The 19389-nt window shown below is 69.8% G+C and carries 21 protein-coding genes; 4 read left to right on the top strand and 17 right to left on the bottom strand.

Annotated features, from left to right (window positions below):
• Positions 1-22: 22 nt before the first annotated feature.
• Together ACGFI6_RS27580 and ACGFI6_RS27575 are read left to right on the top strand one after the other, a co-directional pair.
• The gene (locus ACGFI6_RS27580) at positions 23-409 is read left to right on the top strand and encodes a BlaI/MecI/CopY family transcriptional regulator (protein ID WP_393123451.1); all 387 of its coding nucleotides are present in this window, start codon (positions 23-25) and stop codon (positions 407-409) included.
• A complete protein-coding gene (locus tag ACGFI6_RS27575; RefSeq protein ID WP_393123449.1) occupies positions 406-1311 on the top strand; it encodes a M56 family metallopeptidase in 906 nt (301 codons plus the stop codon). Before ACGFI6_RS27580 ends, ACGFI6_RS27575 begins: the two co-directional genes overlap by 4 nt.
• Here the strand turns inward: ACGFI6_RS27575 and ACGFI6_RS27570 are convergent.
• The 5 genes from ACGFI6_RS27570 to ACGFI6_RS27550 form a co-directional block, all read right to left on the bottom strand.
• Entirely contained in the window at positions 1304-1858 is a 555-nt protein-coding gene (locus tag ACGFI6_RS27570) for a dihydrofolate reductase family protein (protein ID WP_393123447.1), read from the bottom strand. The two genes, ACGFI6_RS27575 and ACGFI6_RS27570, sit on opposite strands and share 8 nt — an antisense overlap.
• A 152-nt stretch (positions 1859-2010) precedes the next feature.
• Positions 2011-3102 (bottom strand): threonine aldolase family protein, encoded by a 1092-nt coding sequence (locus ACGFI6_RS27565; RefSeq protein ID WP_393123445.1) that lies wholly within the window; start codon positions 3100-3102, stop codon positions 2011-2013.
• A gap of 30 nt (positions 3103-3132) precedes the next feature.
• Positions 3133-3834: an anti-sigma factor family protein gene (locus ACGFI6_RS27560; protein WP_393123443.1), complete on the bottom strand. Its 702-nt coding sequence runs from the start codon at positions 3832-3834 to the stop codon at positions 3133-3135.
• Positions 3827-4360, bottom strand: coding sequence for a sigma-70 family RNA polymerase sigma factor (locus ACGFI6_RS27555; protein WP_393123442.1), 534 nt, complete (start codon positions 4358-4360; stop codon positions 3827-3829). The genes ACGFI6_RS27560 and ACGFI6_RS27555 overlap by 8 nt, the downstream gene beginning before the upstream one ends.
• 46 nt (positions 4361-4406) lie before the next feature.
• A complete protein-coding gene (locus ACGFI6_RS27550; RefSeq protein WP_393123440.1) occupies positions 4407-4934 on the bottom strand; it encodes a hypothetical protein in 528 nt (175 codons plus the stop codon).
• 82 nt (positions 4935-5016) lie between these two features.
• On the opposite strand from ACGFI6_RS27550, the gene ACGFI6_RS27545 reads away from it, so the two are divergent.
• Positions 5017-5340, top strand: a complete 324-nt coding sequence (locus ACGFI6_RS27545) for a nuclear transport factor 2 family protein (RefSeq protein ID WP_393123438.1) — start codon at positions 5017-5019, stop codon at positions 5338-5340.
• Positions 5341-5347: 7 nt separating this feature from the next.
• Here the strand turns inward: ACGFI6_RS27545 and ACGFI6_RS27540 are convergent, their stop codons facing one another.
• The 12 genes from ACGFI6_RS27540 to ACGFI6_RS27485 form a co-directional block, all read right to left on the bottom strand.
• Positions 5348-5752: a type II toxin-antitoxin system VapC family toxin gene (locus ACGFI6_RS27540; protein ID WP_393123436.1), complete on the bottom strand. Its 405-nt coding sequence runs from the start codon at positions 5750-5752 to the stop codon at positions 5348-5350.
• The gene (locus ACGFI6_RS27535) at positions 5749-6024 is read right to left on the bottom strand and encodes a type II toxin-antitoxin system Phd/YefM family antitoxin (protein ID WP_393123434.1); all 276 of its coding nucleotides are present in this window, start codon (positions 6022-6024) and stop codon (positions 5749-5751) included. Before ACGFI6_RS27535 ends, ACGFI6_RS27540 begins: the two co-directional genes overlap by 4 nt.
• 32 nt (positions 6025-6056) lie before the next feature.
• Positions 6057-9611, bottom strand: a complete 3555-nt coding sequence (gene smc, locus ACGFI6_RS27530) for a chromosome segregation protein SMC (protein ID WP_393123698.1) — start codon at positions 9609-9611, stop codon at positions 6057-6059.
• 282 nt (positions 9612-9893) lie between these two features.
• Positions 9894-10049 (bottom strand): hypothetical protein, encoded by a 156-nt coding sequence (locus ACGFI6_RS27525; protein WP_238151152.1) that lies wholly within the window; start codon positions 10047-10049, stop codon positions 9894-9896.
• 189 nt (positions 10050-10238) lie between these two features.
• Entirely contained in the window at positions 10239-11093 is an 855-nt protein-coding gene (gene mutM / locus ACGFI6_RS27520) for a bifunctional DNA-formamidopyrimidine glycosylase/DNA-(apurinic or apyrimidinic site) lyase (protein WP_393123431.1), read from the bottom strand.
• A gap of 9 nt (positions 11094-11102) precedes the next feature.
• Positions 11103-11834: a ribonuclease III gene (rnc, locus tag ACGFI6_RS27515; protein ID WP_393123429.1), complete on the bottom strand. Its 732-nt coding sequence runs from the start codon at positions 11832-11834 to the stop codon at positions 11103-11105.
• Positions 11835-11849: 15 nt separating this feature from the next.
• Positions 11850-12041: a 50S ribosomal protein L32 gene (rpmF, locus tag ACGFI6_RS27510; protein ID WP_130387616.1), complete on the bottom strand. Its 192-nt coding sequence runs from the start codon at positions 12039-12041 to the stop codon at positions 11850-11852.
• A gap of 78 nt (positions 12042-12119) precedes the next feature.
• Positions 12120-12677, bottom strand: a complete 558-nt coding sequence (locus ACGFI6_RS27505) for a YceD family protein (protein WP_393123426.1) — start codon at positions 12675-12677, stop codon at positions 12120-12122.
• Positions 12678-12759: 82 nt separating this feature from the next.
• On the bottom strand, positions 12760-13230 hold the full coding sequence (gene coaD / locus ACGFI6_RS27500; RefSeq protein ID WP_393123424.1) for a pantetheine-phosphate adenylyltransferase: 471 nt from the start codon (positions 13228-13230) through the stop codon (positions 12760-12762).
• A complete protein-coding gene (gene rsmD, locus ACGFI6_RS27495; RefSeq protein ID WP_393123422.1) occupies positions 13227-13805 on the bottom strand; it encodes a 16S rRNA (guanine(966)-N(2))-methyltransferase RsmD in 579 nt (192 codons plus the stop codon). The genes coaD and rsmD overlap by 4 nt, the downstream gene beginning before the upstream one ends.
• A gap of 97 nt (positions 13806-13902) precedes the next feature.
• Positions 13903-16140 carry an ATP-dependent DNA helicase RecG gene (gene recG / locus ACGFI6_RS27490; RefSeq protein WP_393123420.1) on the bottom strand — a complete coding sequence of 746 codons (2238 nt, stop codon included), beginning with the start codon at positions 16138-16140 and terminating at the stop codon, positions 13903-13905.
• A gap of 10 nt (positions 16141-16150) precedes the next feature.
• Positions 16151-17827 carry a DAK2 domain-containing protein gene (locus ACGFI6_RS27485; RefSeq protein ID WP_393123418.1) on the bottom strand — a complete coding sequence of 559 codons (1677 nt, stop codon included), beginning with the start codon at positions 17825-17827 and terminating at the stop codon, positions 16151-16153.
• Between the two features lie 128 nt (positions 17828-17955).
• Here ACGFI6_RS27485 and ACGFI6_RS27480 point away from each other — a divergent pair, with 128 nt between their 5' ends.
• Positions 17956-18960: an SAM-dependent methyltransferase gene (locus tag ACGFI6_RS27480; RefSeq protein ID WP_393123416.1), complete on the top strand. Its 1005-nt coding sequence runs from the start codon at positions 17956-17958 to the stop codon at positions 18958-18960.
• Positions 18961-19389 lie beyond the last annotated feature (429 nt).

The following is a 19389-nucleotide window of genomic DNA, read 5'->3' as shown; positions in this document are numbered from 1 at the left end:
GACGTGTAGTTATACTGGTCACGTGGCCAGTGAGGAAAAGGCGCAGCCCCGTCCGTTGGGGGACCTGGAGCGGCTGGTGATGGAGCAGCTCTGGGCCGCATCGGGCGCGTTGACCGTGCGCGAGGTGCACGAGCAGCTGTCCGGCACTCGCGAACTGGCGTACACAACCGTCATGACCGTGCTGGACCGGCTGGCGAAGAAGAAGCTGACCGACCGCGAGCGGGACGGCAAGGCCTGGCGCTACAGCGCGGCCGCACCGCGCGAGGAGCTCGCCGCCGACCTCATGCGGGACGCTCTCGACCGCGCCGGTGACCGGCGCGAGGCACTGGTCCGATTCGTCGGTCAGGTCTCCGACGAGGAGGCTGCGCTGCTGCGCGATGCACTGTCCCGGTTGGACGAGCAGGGGTGACCGCAGCGGTCCTGCTGGCCGTCCTGGCGCTGGTGCTCACCGGCCCGGCCCCGGCCCTGCTGGCTCGTTCCGACTGGCCCTACCGGGTCCCCCGTGCTGCCGTCATCCTCTGGCAGGCGATCGCACTGGCCGCCGTACTCGCCGCACTCGGCGCCGGCATCGCACTGTCCTACTCGATCGCAGGGCGGCCCGGCCAGCCGCGGTTCAACCCCACGTCAGTACGGGACCTCGTGGCCGCGCTGATCCTCGCCATGGTCGCCCTGGTCGTCGTACGGCTGCTGTGGGCGATAGGCCGCGTAGCCGTCGGTACGCGAGCGAGGCGCAAACGTCACCGCGACCTGGTCGACGTACTGGCCACACCGGACGGGCTGATCCCAGGACTCCGGGTACTGGCCGAGGAGACACCGCTCGCGTACTGCCTGCCGGCGCTCCGGGGCGCACGGGTCGTCGTCTCGGTCGGCGCACTGGACCGGCTGGACGACAGTGAGCTGAAGGCGGTCCTCGCCCACGAGCAGGCGCACCTGCGTGCCCGCCACGACCTGGTGCTCGAGGAGTTCACCGCGCTGCACCACGCGTTCCCCCGCTGGGTACGTAGCGACGTAGCGCTGGAGCAAGCGCGCACCCTGGTCGAGCTGCTCGCCGACGACGACGCACGACGCCGCAACGGCCCACGTCCACTGGCCCGCGCACTGGTCGCACTGGCGGGCGCACCGGCGCCGGACGCGGCCCTCGCCGCAGCCAAGTCGTCGACCGTACTGCGGGTGCAACGGCTCGCAGGCCCCGCGGGCAACGAACGTGCCCTCTCCGCCGTCACCTACACCGCAGCGGTCGCGCTGCTCGTCCTGCCCACGATCACCATCGCCGCCCCGATCGTGAAGGCGATCGTCGACGCGGTCAGCTAGGCCGGTACCGCAGGAGTACGCCGCCGGCACCCCAGGGGCGTGCTTCGAGCAGGTCCATGGCGACGGGTGACTGGCCGGCGGGGAACGCGCTCTTGCCGGCGCCGAGCAGGATCGGGCAGATCCGGAGCTGGATCTCGTCGACCAGCCCGGCCCGCAGCAACGACTGGAACAGCGTGATGCTGCCCCAGAGGATGATGTCCTTGCCGGTGTCCTCCGCCTTCAGCGCGCGCACCGCATCCAGGTCGTGGACCACCAGACCCGGCTCGTACGAACCCCACGGCGCGTCCTGCAGCTTCGTGGACACGACCACGAGCCGGAGGGCGTTCAGCTTCACCGCGATCGGATGATCGGCCATCCGCTCGGTCGGCCAGAGGTCGACCCACTCGCGGTACGTCTGCGCGCCGAGCAGCATGGTGTCGATGCCCTCGAGCAGTTCGAGGTTGTCGTCCGGGTGCTCCGGGATCGAGCTGAAGAACTCCAGCCCGCCGTCGAGCCCGGCAGCGTAGCCGTCGAGCGTCATGTACTCCTGGAAGATCAGCCTCCGCATGCCGTGAGGCTACCCGAAATGTTTTCCCTCACCCCGCGCTACAGCCAGGAGCACCAGCCCCGACAGAACCAGCAGAACCACCATGGTGACGACGAATGTCAGCACTTCTCTCCCCGGATTCCCCACCTGCCCCAACACCAAGCCAGACGTCCTCAGCGGGCCAGAAGTTCCCCGAACGCCTTGGCGATTTCGTCGACCTGCCAGTCCAGCGTCAACGGCGTCATCACCAGCTCGGTCCACGACCAGCCCGGGACGCCGGCCGACTGCCACGAGAAACTCAACGACTCGCGGGTCCGCTCCATCCGTTCGACGGCGGCCAGCTCTATCGACTCCGCGGCGCGCGGCGCGTACAGACGGAACGAGTTCGTGTGCGGAGGCTCCGGGAAGACCCGGAATCCCTCGCTCTGCAAGGCCATTGCGACCTCGACCGCGCGCTGGTGCAGGTCGTCCATCAGCGGGAGCACCGTTCGCAGCCCGTGCCGCGCGGACACGGCGTACGGGAAGAGCGAGTAGAGGTTGCCGCCGAGCCGGCGCTGCCACCGACGTACCTCTGCAATCACGTCCTCGGGCCCGGCGAGCGCAGCGCCGCTGATCCCACCGAGAACCTTGTAGAACGACACGTACACCGTCGACGCGAGTGCAGCGACCTCGGCGAGGCTGTGGCCGAGGTACGGCGTGCTCTCCCACAGCCGTGCGCCGTCGAGGTGCAGAGGTACGCCCCGCTCCGCACAGGTCTCGGAGAACATCACCAGCTCGTCCCACGTCGGCAGCACGAACCCGCCGTCCCGCAGCGGCAGCTCCAGCGTCACAGCAGCCAGGTGACCGGGGATCGCAGCCAACTCATCGGGGCGTGGCTGCCTCGGATCTGACGTCATCCGCTCGATGCGCAGGTGGTGTACCTCCTCCAGAGCGTTCAGCTCTGCGGTCAGGAGGTGAGCCATCCCGTGCACTGCTACCCGGTTGGTGCCGGCGCGGTCGGCGTACACCCTCAGTACGCTCTGCTGCGCCATGATGCCGGTCGGCAGGAACACCGCGGCCGGCTTGCCCAGTAGGTCGGCCACTTCCTGCTCCAGAGCCTCTACCTCGCCACCTTTGCCGTAGGCATCGAGCTGGTCGTCGGTGACCACCTCCGCGAGTTGGCGCAACTGGTCCGCCGCCGGCACTCGCCTGTTCGACAGCCAGCGCTCACAGTTCTGCGCCGCGTTCTTACGGCGCTCCCGCAGGTCTTCGGAGGTAGTAGCCACAGGCCCATCCTCTCGTGCCGGGCAACCGCGTTAGATGGTGGCTGTCACCACGTGCTTCCCCTGTACGGTCCTGATCTCCACAGAGCGCACCTGGTCGAGTGGGACGAGCACGCCGCCACCGAACGTGCTGCCGTTCTTGGCGGCCTTCTCCGACACCAGCCAACTACCCGCGACCCACGAGTAGCCGTCCTTGTTCGTTACGACCATCTCGCACTGGTCGCCTGCCTTCAGCCCCGTCACCTGGACTCGCACCCAGCTCCAGCCTGGTCGCGGCTCCACCGTGGCGGCCATGGTGGCACCAGTGGTCGAGTCCGCTGTTGTCACCTGCTTGGCCCCTGCGACCGGCTGGTCGTCGGCCGGCACCGTGGATCGTCCGATCGCGACGCCGCCGCCCAGTGCACCCGCAACGACGACCAGCGCGGCAGCGACCAGCAACCACCGCGACCGGCGCTTCGCCGGCACCGGGGCCGGCTCGTGGACCGGCGGCTGCTCCTCCTCGGAGCGCGCCTCGCGCAGCGTTCGCTGCAGCAGGAGGTCACCACCGTCCGGCGGCCCGTCAAGGAACGCCTCCGGCGGGACCTCACCCAGGAAGTCCTTCAGCTCGGTCAGCTCGGCCAGCTCCGCGCGGCACTCCGCGCAGGTCGCCAGGTGCTCCTCGAGCTCAGCAACCTCTGCCGGTTCCAGTGCACCCAGGGCATAGGCGCCCAGCTGCGTACGATCGTGCTCACTCATGGGACACCTCCGCGGTTTTCTCTGCCAACACCGCGCGCAGAGCTCGGAGGGCGTAGTACGAACGCGACTTCACCGTACCGGGCGGAACGCCCAGTTCCTTTGCAGCTTCCGACACCGTCCGGCCCCGGTAGTACAGCTGCACGAGTACTTCACGGTGCTCGGGCGACACCTTGTCGAGTGCCTCCATCACCACCATGGTGTTCACCACCGACTCGGAGTGATCCACCTCGACCGGGGGCCTGTCCACCACGTCCGCCACCTCGGCCGGACGTACTGCACGAGCACGGGCCCGGTCCGTGACCAGGTTGCGCGCCACGGTCAGCAGCCAGCCCCGTACCGACCCGTGCCCGGACATCAGGTCGTCAGCGTGCTTCCACGCGCGCAGCAGGGTCTCTTGTACGACGTCCTCGGCCGCCGCACGGTCGCCGGTGAGCCGGGTCGCGTATGCGAGCAGGCTGCGCCCGTGTTCGGCGTACAGCGCACGGATCAGGGTCTCGGCGTCGTGCCGCCCCGGGGTCTCACCCACCGACCGCACGATACCGGGTATCGGCGGTGCCGACACCGGGAGAGCCTCAGTAGCCGTTGCCATTCCCTGAACCGCTCGGCTGGGTGGTGATCTTCTTGCCGTCCGCGCCGACGGCCCACCAGATGCCGCCGACCGCCTGACCGGTGGCCTGGCCCGCCTGGCTGTCACTGGCGAACAGGTACAACGGCAGCCCGTTGATGGCCAGCTGCTTGGTGCCGTCCGACCGGGTGACGGTGCTGACCAGGGACGCGTCGATCCCCTCCAGCTGCGGTGCGCCGTCGCCTGCGGCCACCGGTGGCCACTTGGCCAGGCAGTCGCCCGCACAGTTCGATTTGCCCGCGGTGTCCTTGTCGAACACGTACACGGTCCGCCCGTTGCCGTCGACAACGACCTTGCCGAGGCCGCTGACGTCCGCGGTGGCGAGCTTCACTGCCGGCTGACCGGCCGGGCTGCTCGGCGCCGCCGGTGCGCCCGAGTCGGTGCCGCCCGAATCCGAGCCACCACAGGCCGTCAGTCCGCCCAGCCCGAGCACCATCACCCCGACGGCCGCTGCCACGCTGCTCAGTCGCTTCATCCTGGATCCTCCTCGGTCGGAACCTCACCCCGCACACGTACGGATCCACCGACCGGTTCAACCGCGGGGCTATCGTTTCGCCATGAGCGATGAGATTCCCGCCGCGGTCCGGCGCGCGCTGGACGCGATCGACGCGCAGGACAACGACGCCTTCGTGGCCGCGTTCGCGCCCGACGGCTACGTGAACGACTGGGGCCGCGAGTTCCGCGGCCACGACCAGATCGGCTCGTGGAGCACCAACGAGCTGATCGGCAAACGAGCCACCTTCACCGACACCCAGGTCAGCACGGCCGGCAATCCCCTGACGATCCTGACCCAGGTCGGCGGCGAGGGCTTCAACGGCCCCTCGCACTTCACCTTCGACGTCCAGTCCGACCAACTGGCGTCAATGACCATCACGGCCTGACAACGCGTCACACGGACCGGACGGTCACCAATCCATCCAAGCCTTTGAAGTCAGCGGCGTTCCGCGTGTACAGCGGAAGGTTCCGACTGGACGCGGTTGCCGCAATCATCAGATCCATCCGCCGCGGCCGAGGATCGCGCCCCGCCGCCACCGTTAGTGCGACCAAGGTCCCGTACCGCGTCGCCGCCGGCGCGTCGAACGGCAGCGGGTCGAACTTCTTCAGCGCCGAGCTCAGAACCTCCGTGCGTGCCGCGCGCGTGAACGGGTCCTTGGCCATCCCGACGCCCTGATGTAGCTCGGCCAGCGAGACGGCCGTCAGCTCCCAACGCTCCGGAAGGCTCGTCGTCTCCAGGTCCAGCAGGTCGATATAGGCGCAGGTGTCGAGCACACCCACCAGAGGCCGTCCGCTCACGCGCGTTCGAACGGATCGTCGTGGTTTCCGATCCGGTCCTCGGAGCCGAAGAACTCGTCAGCCTCGCGCCGCATCGCGGCGCCGTCGATCCGAGGCAGCAGTCGAGCCTCAGCAAGCAGTTCCTCGGTGGTGGGCTGACGCCGTGGGGCCAACGGCCGCAGCTCCGCGACCTCGCTGCCGTTCCGGGTGATGTGGTAGGTCTCGCCCGCCTCGACGGCATCCATCACCGCCGCGGAATGATTGCGGAACTCGCGCTGCGTGATTACCTTCATGGAACCAGCGTAGCGCGATGAGACACGCGGTGCTACACAGGTTCCGCCTCGCGGATTCGTTGGGAGATTACGGCGGAGACGCCGTCGCCGCGCATGGTGACGCCGTAGAGAGCGTCGGCGACCTCCATCGTGCGCTTCTGGTGGGTGATGACCAGCAGCTGGCTGTTCTCGCGGAGCTCTTCGTAGATCTCCAGGAGCCTGCCGAGGTTGGTATCGTCCAGCGCCGCTTCCACCTCGTCGAGGATGTAGAACGGCGACGGCCGGGCCTTGAACAGCGCGACCAGGAACGCGACCGCGACCAGCGACCGCTCACCACCGGACAGCAGCGACAGCCGCTTGACCTTCTTGCCCGGCGGGCGCGCCTCGACGTCGATACCGGTGGCCAGCATGTCGCTCGGGTCGGTCAGCACCAGCCGGCCCTCACCACCCGGGAACAGCCGGCTGAACACGTGCTCGAACGCGATTTCGACATCCTGGTACGCCTGCGTGAACACCTGCTCGACCCGCTCGTCGACCTCCTTGACGATGTCCATCAGGTCGCGCCGGGACTTCTTCAGGTCGTCGAGCTGCTCGGACAGGAAGCGGTGCCGCTCCTCCATCGCCTCGAACTCCTCGAGCGCCAGCGGGTTGATCTTGCCCAGCTGGTTCAGCGCCCGCTCGGCCTGCTTGAGCCGCTTCTCGACCTTGGTCCGGTTGAACGGCTCACCCTCGGGCTGTTCTTCCTGGTCCGGCGAAGGCACCGGCGGCACCAGCTGATCCGGCCCGTACTCCGTGACGAGCGCGTCGACCTCGACGCCGAGCTCGCCGAGCGCCTTCTCGTACAGCGCCTCGAGCCGCATCTTCTGCTCGGCCCGCGCCAGCGCGTCCCGGTGCACGGTGTTGGTCAGCTGCTCCAGCTCGGAGCTCAGGTTCCGGGTCGCGGAACGTGCCTGCGCCAGCGCCTGCTCGCGATCGGCCCGCTGCGCCTGGATCGCCGCCCGCTCGGACGCCGCCAGCTGCAGCGAGGACTCCAGCCGCGCCAGTACGTGACCGGCGGCCAGATGTACGGCGTTGGCCGCCTCCGCCTGCCGCGCGCGCCGTGCCGCCCGCGCGATCGACCGGGCCCGCGCCTCGCGCTCCTGCCGCGCAGCCCGCTCCAGCGAGTCCGCCCGACCGGACAAGGCCCGCGCCCGCTCCTCGGTGGTCCGCAGCGCGAGCCGCGCCTCCATCTCGGTCGCACGCCCCGCCTTGGCGGCGTCGGCCAGCCGGTCGCGCTCCGACGTGTCCGGCTCGTCGCCGTCCTCGTCGAACGCCTCGGCGTCCACGAGGCGCTCCTCGAGCTCGGCCAGACCGGAGAGGTTCTTGTCGCGCTCCTCCTCGGCCGCTGCGATCGCCTCGGCCATCCGCTGCGCCTCGCCGCGGGACGCCTTGGCCAGCGAGCCGAAGTGCGCCAGCTGCTCCGCCACCGCGGCCATCGCCGCGTCCGACTCGTGCAGCCGGGCGAGCGTGATCTCGACGGACTCCTTCTGCCGGGCCCGCTCGTCCTCCAGCGCCTGCAGCTCGAACCGCAGCCGCTCGCTGCGCGCCGTCGCCTCGGTCAGCTTCTCCGCCGCCTCGTCGACCGCGGACTGCACCTCGATCAGGCTCGGCGCCGCATCCGACCCGCCGTACGCGAAATGCGCTCCGAGGACATCGCCGACCCGGGTCGTACAGGTGACGTCGGGCAGGTTCCGGAGCAGTGATCGGGCCGCGTCCACGTCGTCGACGACCGCGACCTTGCGCAGCAGCCGGCGCAGCGCGGGCCGCAGCGTCTCGGGGCACTCGACGACATCCACGGCGTACAACGCGCCGTACGGCAGGACCGGCCACATCGAGTAGTCGTCGGCCGGCGCGTCGCCGAGCAGCATCCCGGCGCGGCCGAGGTCGTGCTCCTTGAGGTGACCGACCGCATCCAGCGCAGCGTCCGTGTGGGTGATGGCGACCGCGTCCGCGGCCTCGCCGAGCGCCGCGGCGATCGCGGTCTCGTACCCGGGCCGAACGCTCAGCAGCGCGGCGACGGACCCCATCAGCCCGTTGACCTGCTCCGAGGCGGCCAGCAGTGCGCCGGCGCCGTCCTTGCGGTTCAGGCCGAGCTCGAGGGCTTCCTTCCGCGCGGCCAGGCCGGTGCGCTCGCGCTCGGCGTCGCGCTCCTCGGCGCGCAGCTTCGCCAGCCGCTCGTCCATCTCGTCGAGGACGGCCTGCGTACCCTCGAACTCCTCGTCGAGGCCCTTCTCACCGGCGTCCAGCCCGGCGACCTGGGTCTCCAGGGCGGTGAAGTCGTGCTGCGCCTTGGCGGCCCGCTGCTCCGCCTCACGCTGGTTGTTGGCGAGCCGGCCGATCTCGGACCCGGCGGCGGCCGCGCGGCTCTGCAGCGCGTTCACCTGGCCGGTCAGCCGGGCCAGCCCCTCGCGACGGTCCGCGGCGGCCCGGATCAGCGCGGAGATCCGGCGCTCCTCCTCGGCCTCCTGCGCCTCCAGTTGCTGGCGGCGCTCGACGGACTCGGCGAGCAGCTCGGAGTGCGCCTCGACCTCGGCCTCGATCTGCGCCTCGGTCTCACGGACCCGGGCGGCCTCGAGCTCCAGCTCCTCAGGGTCTCGGCCCGGCCGCGGCTCCTCGGCCTCGTCGTTCAGCGAACGGATCCGGTCCGCGGCGATCCGCGCGGTGCCCTTGATCTTCTCGCCGAAGCCGGACAGCTGGTACCAGGTGTCCTGAGCGGCCTGCAGCGCCGGCGCGTCCTCGCGGAGCGCGTCCTCGAGCTCGGCCTCCAGCTCGCGCGCCTCGCGCAGCTTCGCCTCGGTCTCGGTCCGGCGCTCGGTCAGCGCGGCCTCGTCGCGCAGCTCGGCCTCGAGCGCGGACTGGGCCTGGACGATGTCGTCGGCGAGCAGCCGGGCGCGGCCGTCCCGGACCTCCGCCTGGATCGTCACCGCCCGTCGCGCCACCTCCGCCTGGCGCCCGAGCGGCTTCAACTGGCGGCGGATCTCGCTGATCAGGTCCCCGAGCCGGTTCAGGTTGCCCTCGGTGGCCTCCAGCTTCCGGATCGCCTTTTCCTTGCGCTTGCGGTGCTTCAGGACGCCGGCGGCCTCCTCGACGAACCCGCGGCGGCCCTCCGGCGTGGCGCGCAGGATCGAGTCCAGCTGGCCCTGGCCGACGATGACGTGCATCTCGCGGCCGATCCCGGAGTCGCTGAGCAGCTCCTGGACGTCGAGCAGCCGGCAGTTCTGGCCGTTGATCTGGTAGTCGGAGCCGCCGTTGCGGAACATCATCCGGCTGATCGTCACCTCGGCGTACTCGATCGGCAGCGCGCCGTCGGTGTTGTCGATGGTCAGGACGACCTCGGCGCGGCCCAGCGGGGACCGGCCGGAGGTGCCGGCGAAGATGACGTCCTCCATCTTGCCGCCGCGCAGCGACTTCGCGCCCTGCTCACCCATCACCCAGGCCAAGGCGTCGACGACGTTGGACTTGCCGGAGCCGTTCGGCCCGACGATGCAGGTGATGCCTGGTTCGAAGTTCATCGTCGTCGCGGACGCGAACGACTTGAAACCCCGGAGCGTCATGCTCTTCAGGTACAAGGCGAAGCTCTCCAACCCGTGAAAGGACAGACGATACCTAAGGAACCGTCGTAGCTATTCATCACGCTGCCGCTACCCGGGGGAAGTTGTTCCGCTGCGCAGTCTACAAAGAGATTCGCGGATTCCAGCGGAGGCCGAGCCGTTCAGAGCCGGCCGGCGGTAGATCAGGGAGCACAACATTGGGTGAACATACAGAACACACTCAACATGCGGCGGCGGAGGCCCGGACGGGGGCCACCGCCGTTCGGAGTATGAAGCGGACGGTAAGAAAGTAACTCTTTGTCAGACGGAAGCGGGGGTGCGCAGTGCCTCGTCGACGGTGAGCAGCCGACCCTCGTGGATCTGAGCCACCAGGTGGTCGTTCTCTGCCTGAAGCCGCATCACGTGCGCCTCCAGATCGGCGACACGCCGGTTGAGCAGACGAACCTGCTCCAGCATGCGCGGGTCAGTGCCTCCAAGATGCCCTAGAAGAGCCTTGGCCATTGTGCTGTCCTCCGGAAGGGTTCTGGCCGGTCGCGCTCCTCAGTCCAGGTCATGCGGGAGCGCCGAAAAGTTGTGCCGTCTTTCAGGGTGACACCGGCGGGGCCGACGGGTCAACCTGGGCCACATTTGTTAACGATACCTCGCTCACCAGCGAACCTGCCGTGGAACGGGCTGACATTTCGGGCACCGGTACGAGGAACGATTCATGAACGGCTCGCGACGGATCGGCCGGCCGTCCCGCGGACACGGCGATCCCTCCTGGCCGTAAACGTTCAGCCCGCGCTCGAAGTACCCCGATTCGCCGTTCACGTTGACGTACAGGGCGTCGAAGCTGGTGCCGCCAACGGTCAGTGCCTCGGCCATCACGGCCTGCGCCTGCTCGAGGATTGCCCTTGTTTGCAAGGGTTTCAGCGTTTCGGTCGCCCGCGCGTAGTGCAGCTTGGCCCGCCACAGCGCCTCGTCGGCGTAGATGTTCCCGATCCCGCTGACCGCGGTCTGGTCCAGCAGCGCCCGCTTCAGGCCGGTCCGGCGGCGGCGGATCTTCGCGATCGCGGCGTCGACGTCGTACAGCGGGTCGAACGGGTCCCGGGCGATGTGCGCGATCTCGGCGGGCAGCTCCGCGCCACCCTCGGAGTACGACAGACCACCGAACATCCGCTGGTCCACAAACCGGACCTCTTCACCGTCGTCGGCGAACCGGAACCGGACGCGCAGGTGCCGCTCGTCGGGCGCGCCGGCCGGCTGGACGCGGAACTGGCCGCTCATCCCGAGGTGCGTCAGCACCGCATCCCCGGACGTCAGCGGCAGCCACAGGTACTTCCCGCGGCGGGCCGGCTCCGCGAACACCTGGCCCTTGAGGCGGGACACGAAGTCCTCCGGCCCCGCGACATGACGCCGGACCGGGCGAGGATGCAGCACCTCGACCGAGTCGACGGTCCGGCCGGTGAGAAACCCGGCCAGACCCCGTCGAACAACTTCTACTTCAGGAAGCTCTGGCACTGAGGTCGGCTACGGCTGCTGCGAAGGGTCCACGCTGTCGGGATGCGCGGCGCGCAGAGCCTTCCAGGCGGTCTCGGCAGCCTGCTGCTCGGCTTCCTTCTTGCTCCGGCCGATGCCGTGACCGTACGTGTCGGAGCCGATCCGGACCCGGGCCTCGAACGTCTTCGCGTGGTCCGGACCGGACTCAGCGATCACGTACTCCGGGACGCCCACGCCGAGCTGGGCGACCAGCTCCTGCAGCGAGGTCTTCCAGTCCAGGCCGGCCCCCAGCCGCGCCGACGACTCCATCAGGTCGTCGAACAGCCGGTGCACCACCCCGCCCGCGACCTCGAAGCCGCGATCCAGGTAGACGGCGCCGATCAGCGCCTCCACACAGTCGGCGAGGATCGAGGACTTGTCCCGACCACCGGTGGCCTCTTCCCCGCGGCCGAGCCGCAGGTACTTGCCCAGCTTGAGCTCACGGGCGACCCCCGCGAGCGCACGCATGTTGACCACCGCGGCCCGGAGCTTGGCCAAGCGGCCTTCACTCAGGTCCGGATGGTTCCGGAACAGCGACTCCGTGACGATGACGCCGAGCACGGAGTCCCCGAGGAACTCCAGCCGCTCGTTCGTCGGCAACCCACCGTTCTCGTACGCGAACGAACGGTGGGTGAAGGCGTGCTCCAGCAAATTGTCAGCCAGCGATACGCCGAGCCGCTCGTTCAGCTCGGCGTAGAGCCCCGTTTCGTTGACCGAATTCACTGTGACTGGTGCCGTTTAGCTCTCGACGACCTGGCGACGCTCGCCCTTCGCGCCGTACTGGCCGCAGTTCGGGCAGACGGTGTGCTGCAGGTGCTTCGCGCGGCAGGCGGGGTTCACGCAGGTCACCAGCGACGGGGCAGTGGTCTTCCACTGGGCCCGGCGGCTGCGGGTGTTGCTGCGCGACATCTTCCGCTTCGGAACGGCCACGGTTATGACTCCTCGGTTCGGCCGGAGGCCTTGGTGGGACCCGGCCGGCTCAGTCTGACGATTTCGGTACTGCTCTGTTCAGTTGTCCTGCTGGTCCTGCAGGTTACCGAGGGCGGCCCAGCGGGGGTCGATCCGCTCCTCGTGCCGGTGGCCGGGCTCGTCGGCCAGGCGCACCCCGCAATCGGGGCACAGACCCGGACAGTCGTCCTGGCACAGCGGCTGGAACGGCAGTGCGAGCACCACCTGGTCCCTCAGCACCGGCTCGAGGTCGATCAGATCGCCCTCCATCCGGCTGGCCTCGTCCGGCTCGGCTTCGCTCTCCGGGTAGACGTACAGCTCCTGGATGTCGGCGAGGAACTCGTCCTCGATGTCAACCAGGCACCGCGCGCACTCCCCGACCAGACGGCCACGGGCCGTTCCGGTGACGAGCACCCCTTCGACCACCGATTCCAGCCGTAGATCGAACTGGATCGGATCGCCTTCGGGGACGCCGATCACGTCGATACCGAGATCCACCGGCGCCGGTGCCGTAAAGGAGACTTCGCGCTGGGACCCGGCGCGGCGTGTCAGCTCGTGCGTGTCGATCACGAGTGGGGACCGCGGGTCCAGGACGCTCAGGGCAAACCTTTCAGGCATGGGCAAGGCAAGATATCGGTCTCGTCGAGACCGGTTGTCAAGACTACCAACTCCCCGCCGTACGACCCAATCCGGGGGGAACTCAGAGCTTGTTCTGTAACCGGGAGTGTACGGCTGCTGTCACGAACGTACTCACGTCGCCGCCGAGCCGGGCGATCTCCTTCACCCAGCTCGAGGAGATGAACGCGTTCTCCGGCGCGGTCGGGAAGAACAGCGTGTCGACGCCGGTCATCCGCCGGTTCAGTTGCGCCATCTGCAGCTCGTAATCGTAGTCGGCCGCCGAGCGCAGCCCCTTCACGATCACCCCGGCGCCCTCGGCCCGGCAGTAGTCGACGAGCAGCCCGTCGAACGTACCGATCCGGACGTTCGGGAACGGCTCGACCAGCTCGGTGAGCATCTCGACCCGCTCCTGCGGCCCGAACAGGCGGTTCTTCGACTGGTTCACGCCGGTCGCCACGATCAGCTCGTCGAACGCGGCCGCGGCCCGCGTGACGATGTCCAGGTGCCCGACGGTGGGCGGGTCGAAGGTCCCGGGGAAGACCGCCCTACTCATTGCGGAACCTCGCCGTTCTCGCCTTGGCCATGGCGGTGACCGTACCAAAGCCGCGCCTCGCCGTACTTGCGGTCTCGGAGCGCGGCGAAGCCCTCCGGCCAGTCCCACGGCTCCCGCTTCCCGCGCTCGACGACCACGACCGCGTCGTCCGCGAGCCGGCCGCTCGCCGCGAGGCCGGTCAGTACGTCCTGCAGCTCGGCCGTCTCCAGCTTGTACGGCGGGTCCGCGAACACCAGGTCGAACACCTGATCGAAGACCGCCGCCTCCACCGGGCGGGTCAGCAGTCTCGCCCCGGGCAGCCCGACGACCTTGATGTTCGCCGCGATCACCTCGGCGGCCCGGCGGTCCGACTCCACGAGGACGACCTGCGTGGCACCACGGGACAGCGCCTCGAGCCCGATCGCGCCTGATCCGGCGTACAGGTCCAGCACCGCCAGCCCGTCGAAACTGCCGAACTCCGACTCCAGCGACGAGAACAGCGCCTCCCGCACCCGGTCCGCAGTCGGCCGCGTCCCACTCCCCGCCGGCACCCCGATCCGCCGCCCCCCAGCCACCCCACCGACAATTCGCGTCACGGGGCCTCCCGGTCTGGACTGAGGAGCGGAGCGACGAGGGAAGACCGGGAGTTGGAGCCCCGTGACCGCCGCGACGGAGTCGCGGCATCCAATACAGTCAAGTCTTCTCCAGGTATTCCGTTGTCTCGGACTCCAAGGCGCTGCGGATGACCGATCGGAGGGCCGGGAACTCGGACAGGGTGGGGTCGACGCCGACGATCTGGGTCGCCTCGTGCCGGGCGGAGAGGATGATGTCCTCGTCGCGCAGCACGCTCAGCAGCTTCAGGCTCGTCCGCTTCCCGGACTGCGCGACGCCGAGCACGTCACCCTCGCGCCGGGTCTCGAGGTCGATCCGGGACAGCTCGAACCCGTCGGTCGTCGAGGCGACCGCCACCAGCCGCTGGTACGGGCTCGCCGCCATCGGCATGTCCGTGACCAGCAGGCACAGCCCGGGCACCTTGCCGCGCCCGACCCGGCCGCGCAGCTGGTGCAGTTGCGAGATACCGAACCGGTCGGCGTCCATGATCACCATCGTCGATGCGTTCGGTACGTCGACACCGACCTCGATCACCGTCGTCGCGATCAGTACGTCGATGTCGCCGGCCGCGAACCGGGTCATCACCGCGTCCTTCTCGTCGGCCGGCAGCCGCCCGTGCAGGATCTCGACGCGCAGGTCGTGCAGGATCTCCGTGAGCGCGTCGTACACCTGCATCACCGAGATCGGCGGGCGGGCCTGCTTCTTCCCGCCCTCGTCGGTCTCGAGCAGCTCGCCCTCCTCGTCCGCCGCGTTCTTGACGTCGTCGCCGATCCGCGGGCACACGACGTACACCTGATGGCCCTTGCCGACCTCCTCGCGGACCCGCGTCCAGGCGCGCTGCAGCCAGTCCGGCTTCTCCTTGGCCGGGACCACCGACGACTGGATCGGCGAGCGGCCGGCCGGGAGCTGGGTGAGCGTCGACACCGCGAGGTCGCCGAAGACCGTCATCGCGACCGTCCGCGGGATCGGGGTCGCGGTCATCACCAGTACGTGCGGGGTGTTCTCACCGGACTTCGCGCTCAGCGCGGCCCGCTGCTCGACGCCGAACCGGTGCTGCTCGTCCACCACCACCAGCCCGAGATCGGCGAACTGGACCTTGTCCTCCAACAGGGCGTGTGTCCCGACCACGATCCCGGCTGCGCCACTGGCCGCGTCGAGCATCGCCGTCCGGCGACCTGCCGCGTTCAGCGAACCGGTCAGCAGGCCGATCTTCGTCGCGTTGTCCGCGCCCCCGAGCATGCCCTGCTCGGCCAGCTCACCGAGCATCTTGGTGAGCGTCTTGTGGTGCTGCACCGCGAGCACCTCGGTCGGTGCCAGCAGCACCGCCTGGCCGCCGTTGTCGACCACGGACAGCATCGCCCGCAGCGCGACCACGGTCTTGCCGGAACCGACCTCACCCTGCAGCAGCCGGTGCATCGGATGCGAACGGGCGAGATCGGCGAAGATCTCCTCCCCCACCTCCGCCTGCCCCTCGGTCAGCGCGAACGGCAGCCGCTCGTCGAAGGCGTCCAGCAGCCCACCCTCGGTACGCGGCCGGGGCACGGCGTTGAGCTCGTCGGTCACGGCGCGACGCTGGGCGAGGATCGTCTGCATCACCAGCGCCTCTTCGAACCGGAACCGCTGCTGCGCGTCGTGGATGTCCTTCTCGGTGTCCGGCAGGTGCACCATTTGCAGAGCATCCCGGAGCCCGAGCAGCTTCTCGGTCTGCAGGATCCGGTCCGGGACCGGGTCCTCCAGCCGGTCGTCCAGGCTGTCCAGCACGATCTTGATCGACCGCTCGATGGTTGCGGTGGGCAACTTCGCGGTAGCCGGGTAGAGCGGTCGGAACGGCCGCGCCCGGCGCTCGATCTCGGCCTCGGTCAGGTCCTCGGAGTCGAGGATCTCGGTGCCCGGGCCCTTCAGCTGCAGGGTGTCGCGGAACTTCGTCACCTCGCCCCAGAACAGCGCCGACGTACCGGGCGTGAGCTTGGTCAGCAGCCAGGGCTGGTTGAAGAACGCGATCTCCAGGTCGTTGCGCCCGTCGGTGACCACGACCTTGGTGATGGTCCGCTGCTTGCGGAACCGCTGCACCTGGTCGGGCTTGATCTCGATCTTGCTGTCCAGCGCCCGGGCCGTGACCTTCTTGACGCGGCCGTTGACGGTCGCCTGGTCGCCGACCTCGAGCTCGTCGAACGGCGTCAGCTCGCCCTTCTTCAGGTACCGCCGCGGGTAGTGCCGCAGCAGCTCGCCGACGGTCTCGATCTCGAGCACCTCGGCGAACGTCTTGGCTGTCTTGGCGCCGAGGAAGTCGCGGAGCTTCCGGTCCATGTCGGCCTTCATGTCAACACCGTCATTCCACCCCGATCAGCAACGGGTACCTGTCCTGCCCACCGTCGTACACCACGACGTCGACATCTTTGCGTTGCCGCCGGACGTGCCGCTCGACCGCGACGGCCAGCGCGGGGTCCGCGTCCCGGCCGGTGACGATCGTGAGCAGCTCACCACCGCCGCCGAGCAGCCGGTCGACGACCTGCAGCGCGGCCGCCTGCAAATCATCGGTGATCAGCGCGAAATCACCGTCCACGACGCCCAGCGCGTCGCCGATCCGGCAGCGGCCGGCCATCGTCCAGGCGTCCTTCACCGCGATCGTCACCGCGCCGTGCCGGGTCTGCCCGGCGGCGGCCGACTGGTGCACGACGTCGTCGTCGAAGCTGCGCTCCGGATCATGGACGGCGATCGCGGCCAGCCCCTGGACCTGCGCGCGGGTGGGAATCACGGCGACCCGGATGCCGTCCTGACGCGCGGCGGTGGCGGCGGCCTCGGCGACCGCGATCGAATCGTGGTCGTTGGGCAGGATCACGATCTCGGGCGCCTGCGACTGCTCGATCGCCTGCAGCAGTTCGCCGGTCGAACAGCGCCGTCCGGGACCGCCGCGGATGATCCGCGCGCCGGCCTCGGCGAACAGCCCGGCCAGCCCTTCGCCGGCGACGACCGCGATCACGGCGCGTCCCGGGGCCGGGTCGTGGTGGTGCGCCTGGTCGTCGAAGTGCGTGACGCGGATCCGGTGCGGGCGGCCGATGCCGATGCCGTGCTCGATCGCGGCGCCGACGTCGTCAGTGTGGACGTGTACGTTCCACAGCCCGTCGCCGCCGACCACGACGACCGAGTCGCCGAGCGCAGCCAGGCTCTGCCGGAAGTCGCCGATCTTGTCGTCCGCAGCGTCCAGCAGGTACATCACCTCGTACGCCGGCCCGTCCAGCCTCGCGGTGCCCTCGGTGTGCGGCTCGACCCGCGCCGGTACGTCGACGCGCACCTGCCGCCCGGTGAGCACGGACTCCATCGCACCCAGGATCACGACCAGACCAGCACCGCCCGCGTCGACGACGCCCGCAAGCCGCAGTACGTCGAGCTGCTCGGTCGTTCTGGTGAGGGCCTGCCGGGCGGACGCGACGGCGGCCAGGCAGACGTCGGCGAGTGTCTTCCCGTCGCTGGCCGCGGTCATCGCGCCGGTCGCGGCGGCCCGGGCGACAGTCAGCATGGTGCCTTCGACGGGTTGCGCCACCGCACCGTACGCGGCGTCGGCGGCGTACTGGAGCGCGTCGGCAAAGGCGGCGGGTTCGCTCATCGGGAGGTCCGCGAGGACTCCGCCGGCCCGGTTGGCGCTGTGGGCCCTGTCGGCCCTGTCGGCGTTGTCGGCGTTGTCGGCCCTGTCGGCCTTGTCGCGTGGGAGGTTCTCGCTGAGGCGGTTCCCGCAGGCGCGGATCAGCTGGGAGGTGATCACGCCGGAGTTGCCGCGGGCGCCGAGCAGGGCGCCGCGGCCGAAGGCCTGGATCGCCTCGGTGAAGGTCAGCTCGCCCTTGGGCAGCGCGTCGCAGGCGGCTTCCCAGGTCAGGTAGAGGTTCGTGCCGGTGTCGCCGTCCGGCACCGGGTACACGTTCAGCTCGTCGATCCGGGTCCGCGCCCCGGCCAGGTCGGCCAGCGCGGTCCGGGCCCAGGCGCGCAGCACCTCAACCGTCAATTCCTCCACGCCCGGAAGGCTAACGCGTACCGAAGGACAGGAGGTGGTCCCCTCCGGCGCCGAGGTGGCGCGGCTCGCCAGGCGTGCGGGGGCATCTACGTACATGACTACGTCCTGTCGTTCGGTACGGTTCCGGGGTGAGCGGCGGCAGGAGTGTGTTGTTCTCGGCCGCGGCCGACAGCTACGAGTTGGCTGTGCGCGAGCTGCGGGGCGAGTTCGGGCGGGATGTGCGGATCAAGCGGGTCGGGGCGGAGCTCGGGCGGGTCGACGGGGTCCCGGTGGGCGAGCTGGCCGCGGCGTGCGATGTGGGGCGGATCATGTTCGTCCGGCACCTGACGCGGGAGGTTGCGGGCTACCCGCTCGACGAGCTGCCGACCGAGTCCGAGCTGGCGACGACACTGCTCGAGGAGTTCTCGGCGCGGACGGTCGCCGTACAGACCTGGATCGACGGCGCGGGCACCGGCGGTTCGTACCGGCGGCTGATCGCCGGGGCCCTGGAGAGCCGCGGCGTCGCCGTCGAGCGCTCCGGGCAGGACGTTGTGGTGTCGGGGGCTGTCGCCGGCAAGCAGCTACTGATCGGCGTGAACCGGCTCGCGGACAGCCTGTCGGACTGGCCTGGTGGGCAGATGCGGCTGGCTCGGGGCGAGGAGCGGGTGTCGCGGTCGGAGTTCAAGCTGGAGGAGGCGATCGCGACCTTCGGGCTGGACCTGCCGAACGGCGGCAACGCACTGGACCTCGGCGCCTCGCCGGGCGGCTGGACGCGGATCCTGCGGCTGCACGGGCAGGAGGTGTGGTCGGTCGACCCCGGCGCGCTGGACCCGCGGCTGCGCGGCGATCGGCGGATCCATCACGAGGCGACCACCGCCGGGCGGTTCTTCGCGGCCAACCGGGTCACGTTCGACGTCGTGGTGAACGACATGCGCATGGATCAGGTGACGAGCGCGCGGATGATGCTCGACGCGGCCGCCCACCTGCACCGCGGCGGTCTCGCGATCGTCACGCTCAAGGGCGGCGGCAAGAACCCACTGGACGGCGCCCGCCGCGGCCTCCAGGTCCTCAACGACCAGTACGACGTACTCCACGCCCGCCAGCTCCACCACAACCGCAACGAAATAACCGCCATAGCCCGCAGTTCCCACTAGCCCACTCCCGCCCCCCACTCCCGGCCCGCCCCCGCCCGCGCCCCCGGCCCCGCTCCCTCAACCTCCCGCCCCGTCCCACCCCCGGCGCCTCCAACGCGAGCGGATATCCACTCCCGCTGAGGGTTCTCTGCCTGCATACCAGCGGAGAACCCCCAACCCGAGTGGATATCCGCTTGCGTGGAGGAGCGGGGCGCGGTGGCCAGGGCGGCGGACGGGCGGGCGGCCGCTGGGGCGGGCGGCGGGCGGCAGCGCGGCATGCAGCGGCCGGGCGGCCGGGGCGGCCGCGGCGCGGCGTGGGGTGGCGGCGTGGGGTGGGTAGACGCGAGTAGGGGGGCCCGGGGGCAACAGCCGCCCCCCCCAAAACACCAACAAGAGAAATACGAGGGGGGCCACCCCCCCCCGGCACATGACGGCCGGGTAGAAGGACAA

Origin of the sequence: Kribbella sp. NPDC048928, from assembly GCF_043197975.1 — a bacterium.
GTDB lineage: Bacteria > Actinomycetota > Actinomycetes > Propionibacteriales > Kribbellaceae > Kribbella.
The sequence above is the reverse complement of the archived record's forward strand: the minus strand, read 5'-3'. Positions and strand labels throughout refer to the sequence as shown.

What these genes read in the sequence shown, in the direction of transcription:
- ACGFI6_RS27570 (WP_393123447.1), bottom strand. Translation starts at nt 1,858, where the DNA reads ATGCGGAGGCTGATCTTCCAGGAGTACATGACGCTCGACGGCTACGCT.
- ACGFI6_RS27560 (WP_393123443.1), bottom strand. Translation starts at nt 3,834, where the DNA reads ATGAGTGAGCACGATCGTACGCAGCTGGGCGCCTATGCCCTGGGTGCA.
- ACGFI6_RS27550 (WP_393123440.1), bottom strand. Translation starts at nt 4,934, where the DNA reads ATGAAGCGACTGAGCAGCGTGGCAGCGGCCGTCGGGGTGATGGTGCTC.
- ACGFI6_RS27545 (WP_393123438.1), top strand. Translation starts at nt 5,017, where the DNA reads ATGAGCGATGAGATTCCCGCCGCGGTCCGGCGCGCGCTGGACGCGATC.
- ACGFI6_RS27535 (WP_393123434.1), bottom strand. Translation starts at nt 6,024, where the DNA reads ATGAAGGTAATCACGCAGCGCGAGTTCCGCAATCATTCCGCGGCGGTG.
- ACGFI6_RS27525 (WP_238151152.1), bottom strand. Translation starts at nt 10,049, where the DNA reads ATGCTGGAGCAGGTTCGTCTGCTCAACCGGCGTGTCGCCGATCTGGAG.
- ACGFI6_RS27505 (WP_393123426.1), bottom strand. Translation starts at nt 12,677, where the DNA reads ATGCCTGAAAGGTTTGCCCTGAGCGTCCTGGACCCGCGGTCCCCACTC.
- coaD (WP_393123424.1), bottom strand. Translation starts at nt 13,230, where the DNA reads ATGAGTAGGGCGGTCTTCCCCGGGACCTTCGACCCGCCCACCGTCGGG.
- recG (WP_393123420.1), bottom strand. Translation starts at nt 16,140, where the DNA reads ATGAAGGCCGACATGGACCGGAAGCTCCGCGACTTCCTCGGCGCCAAG.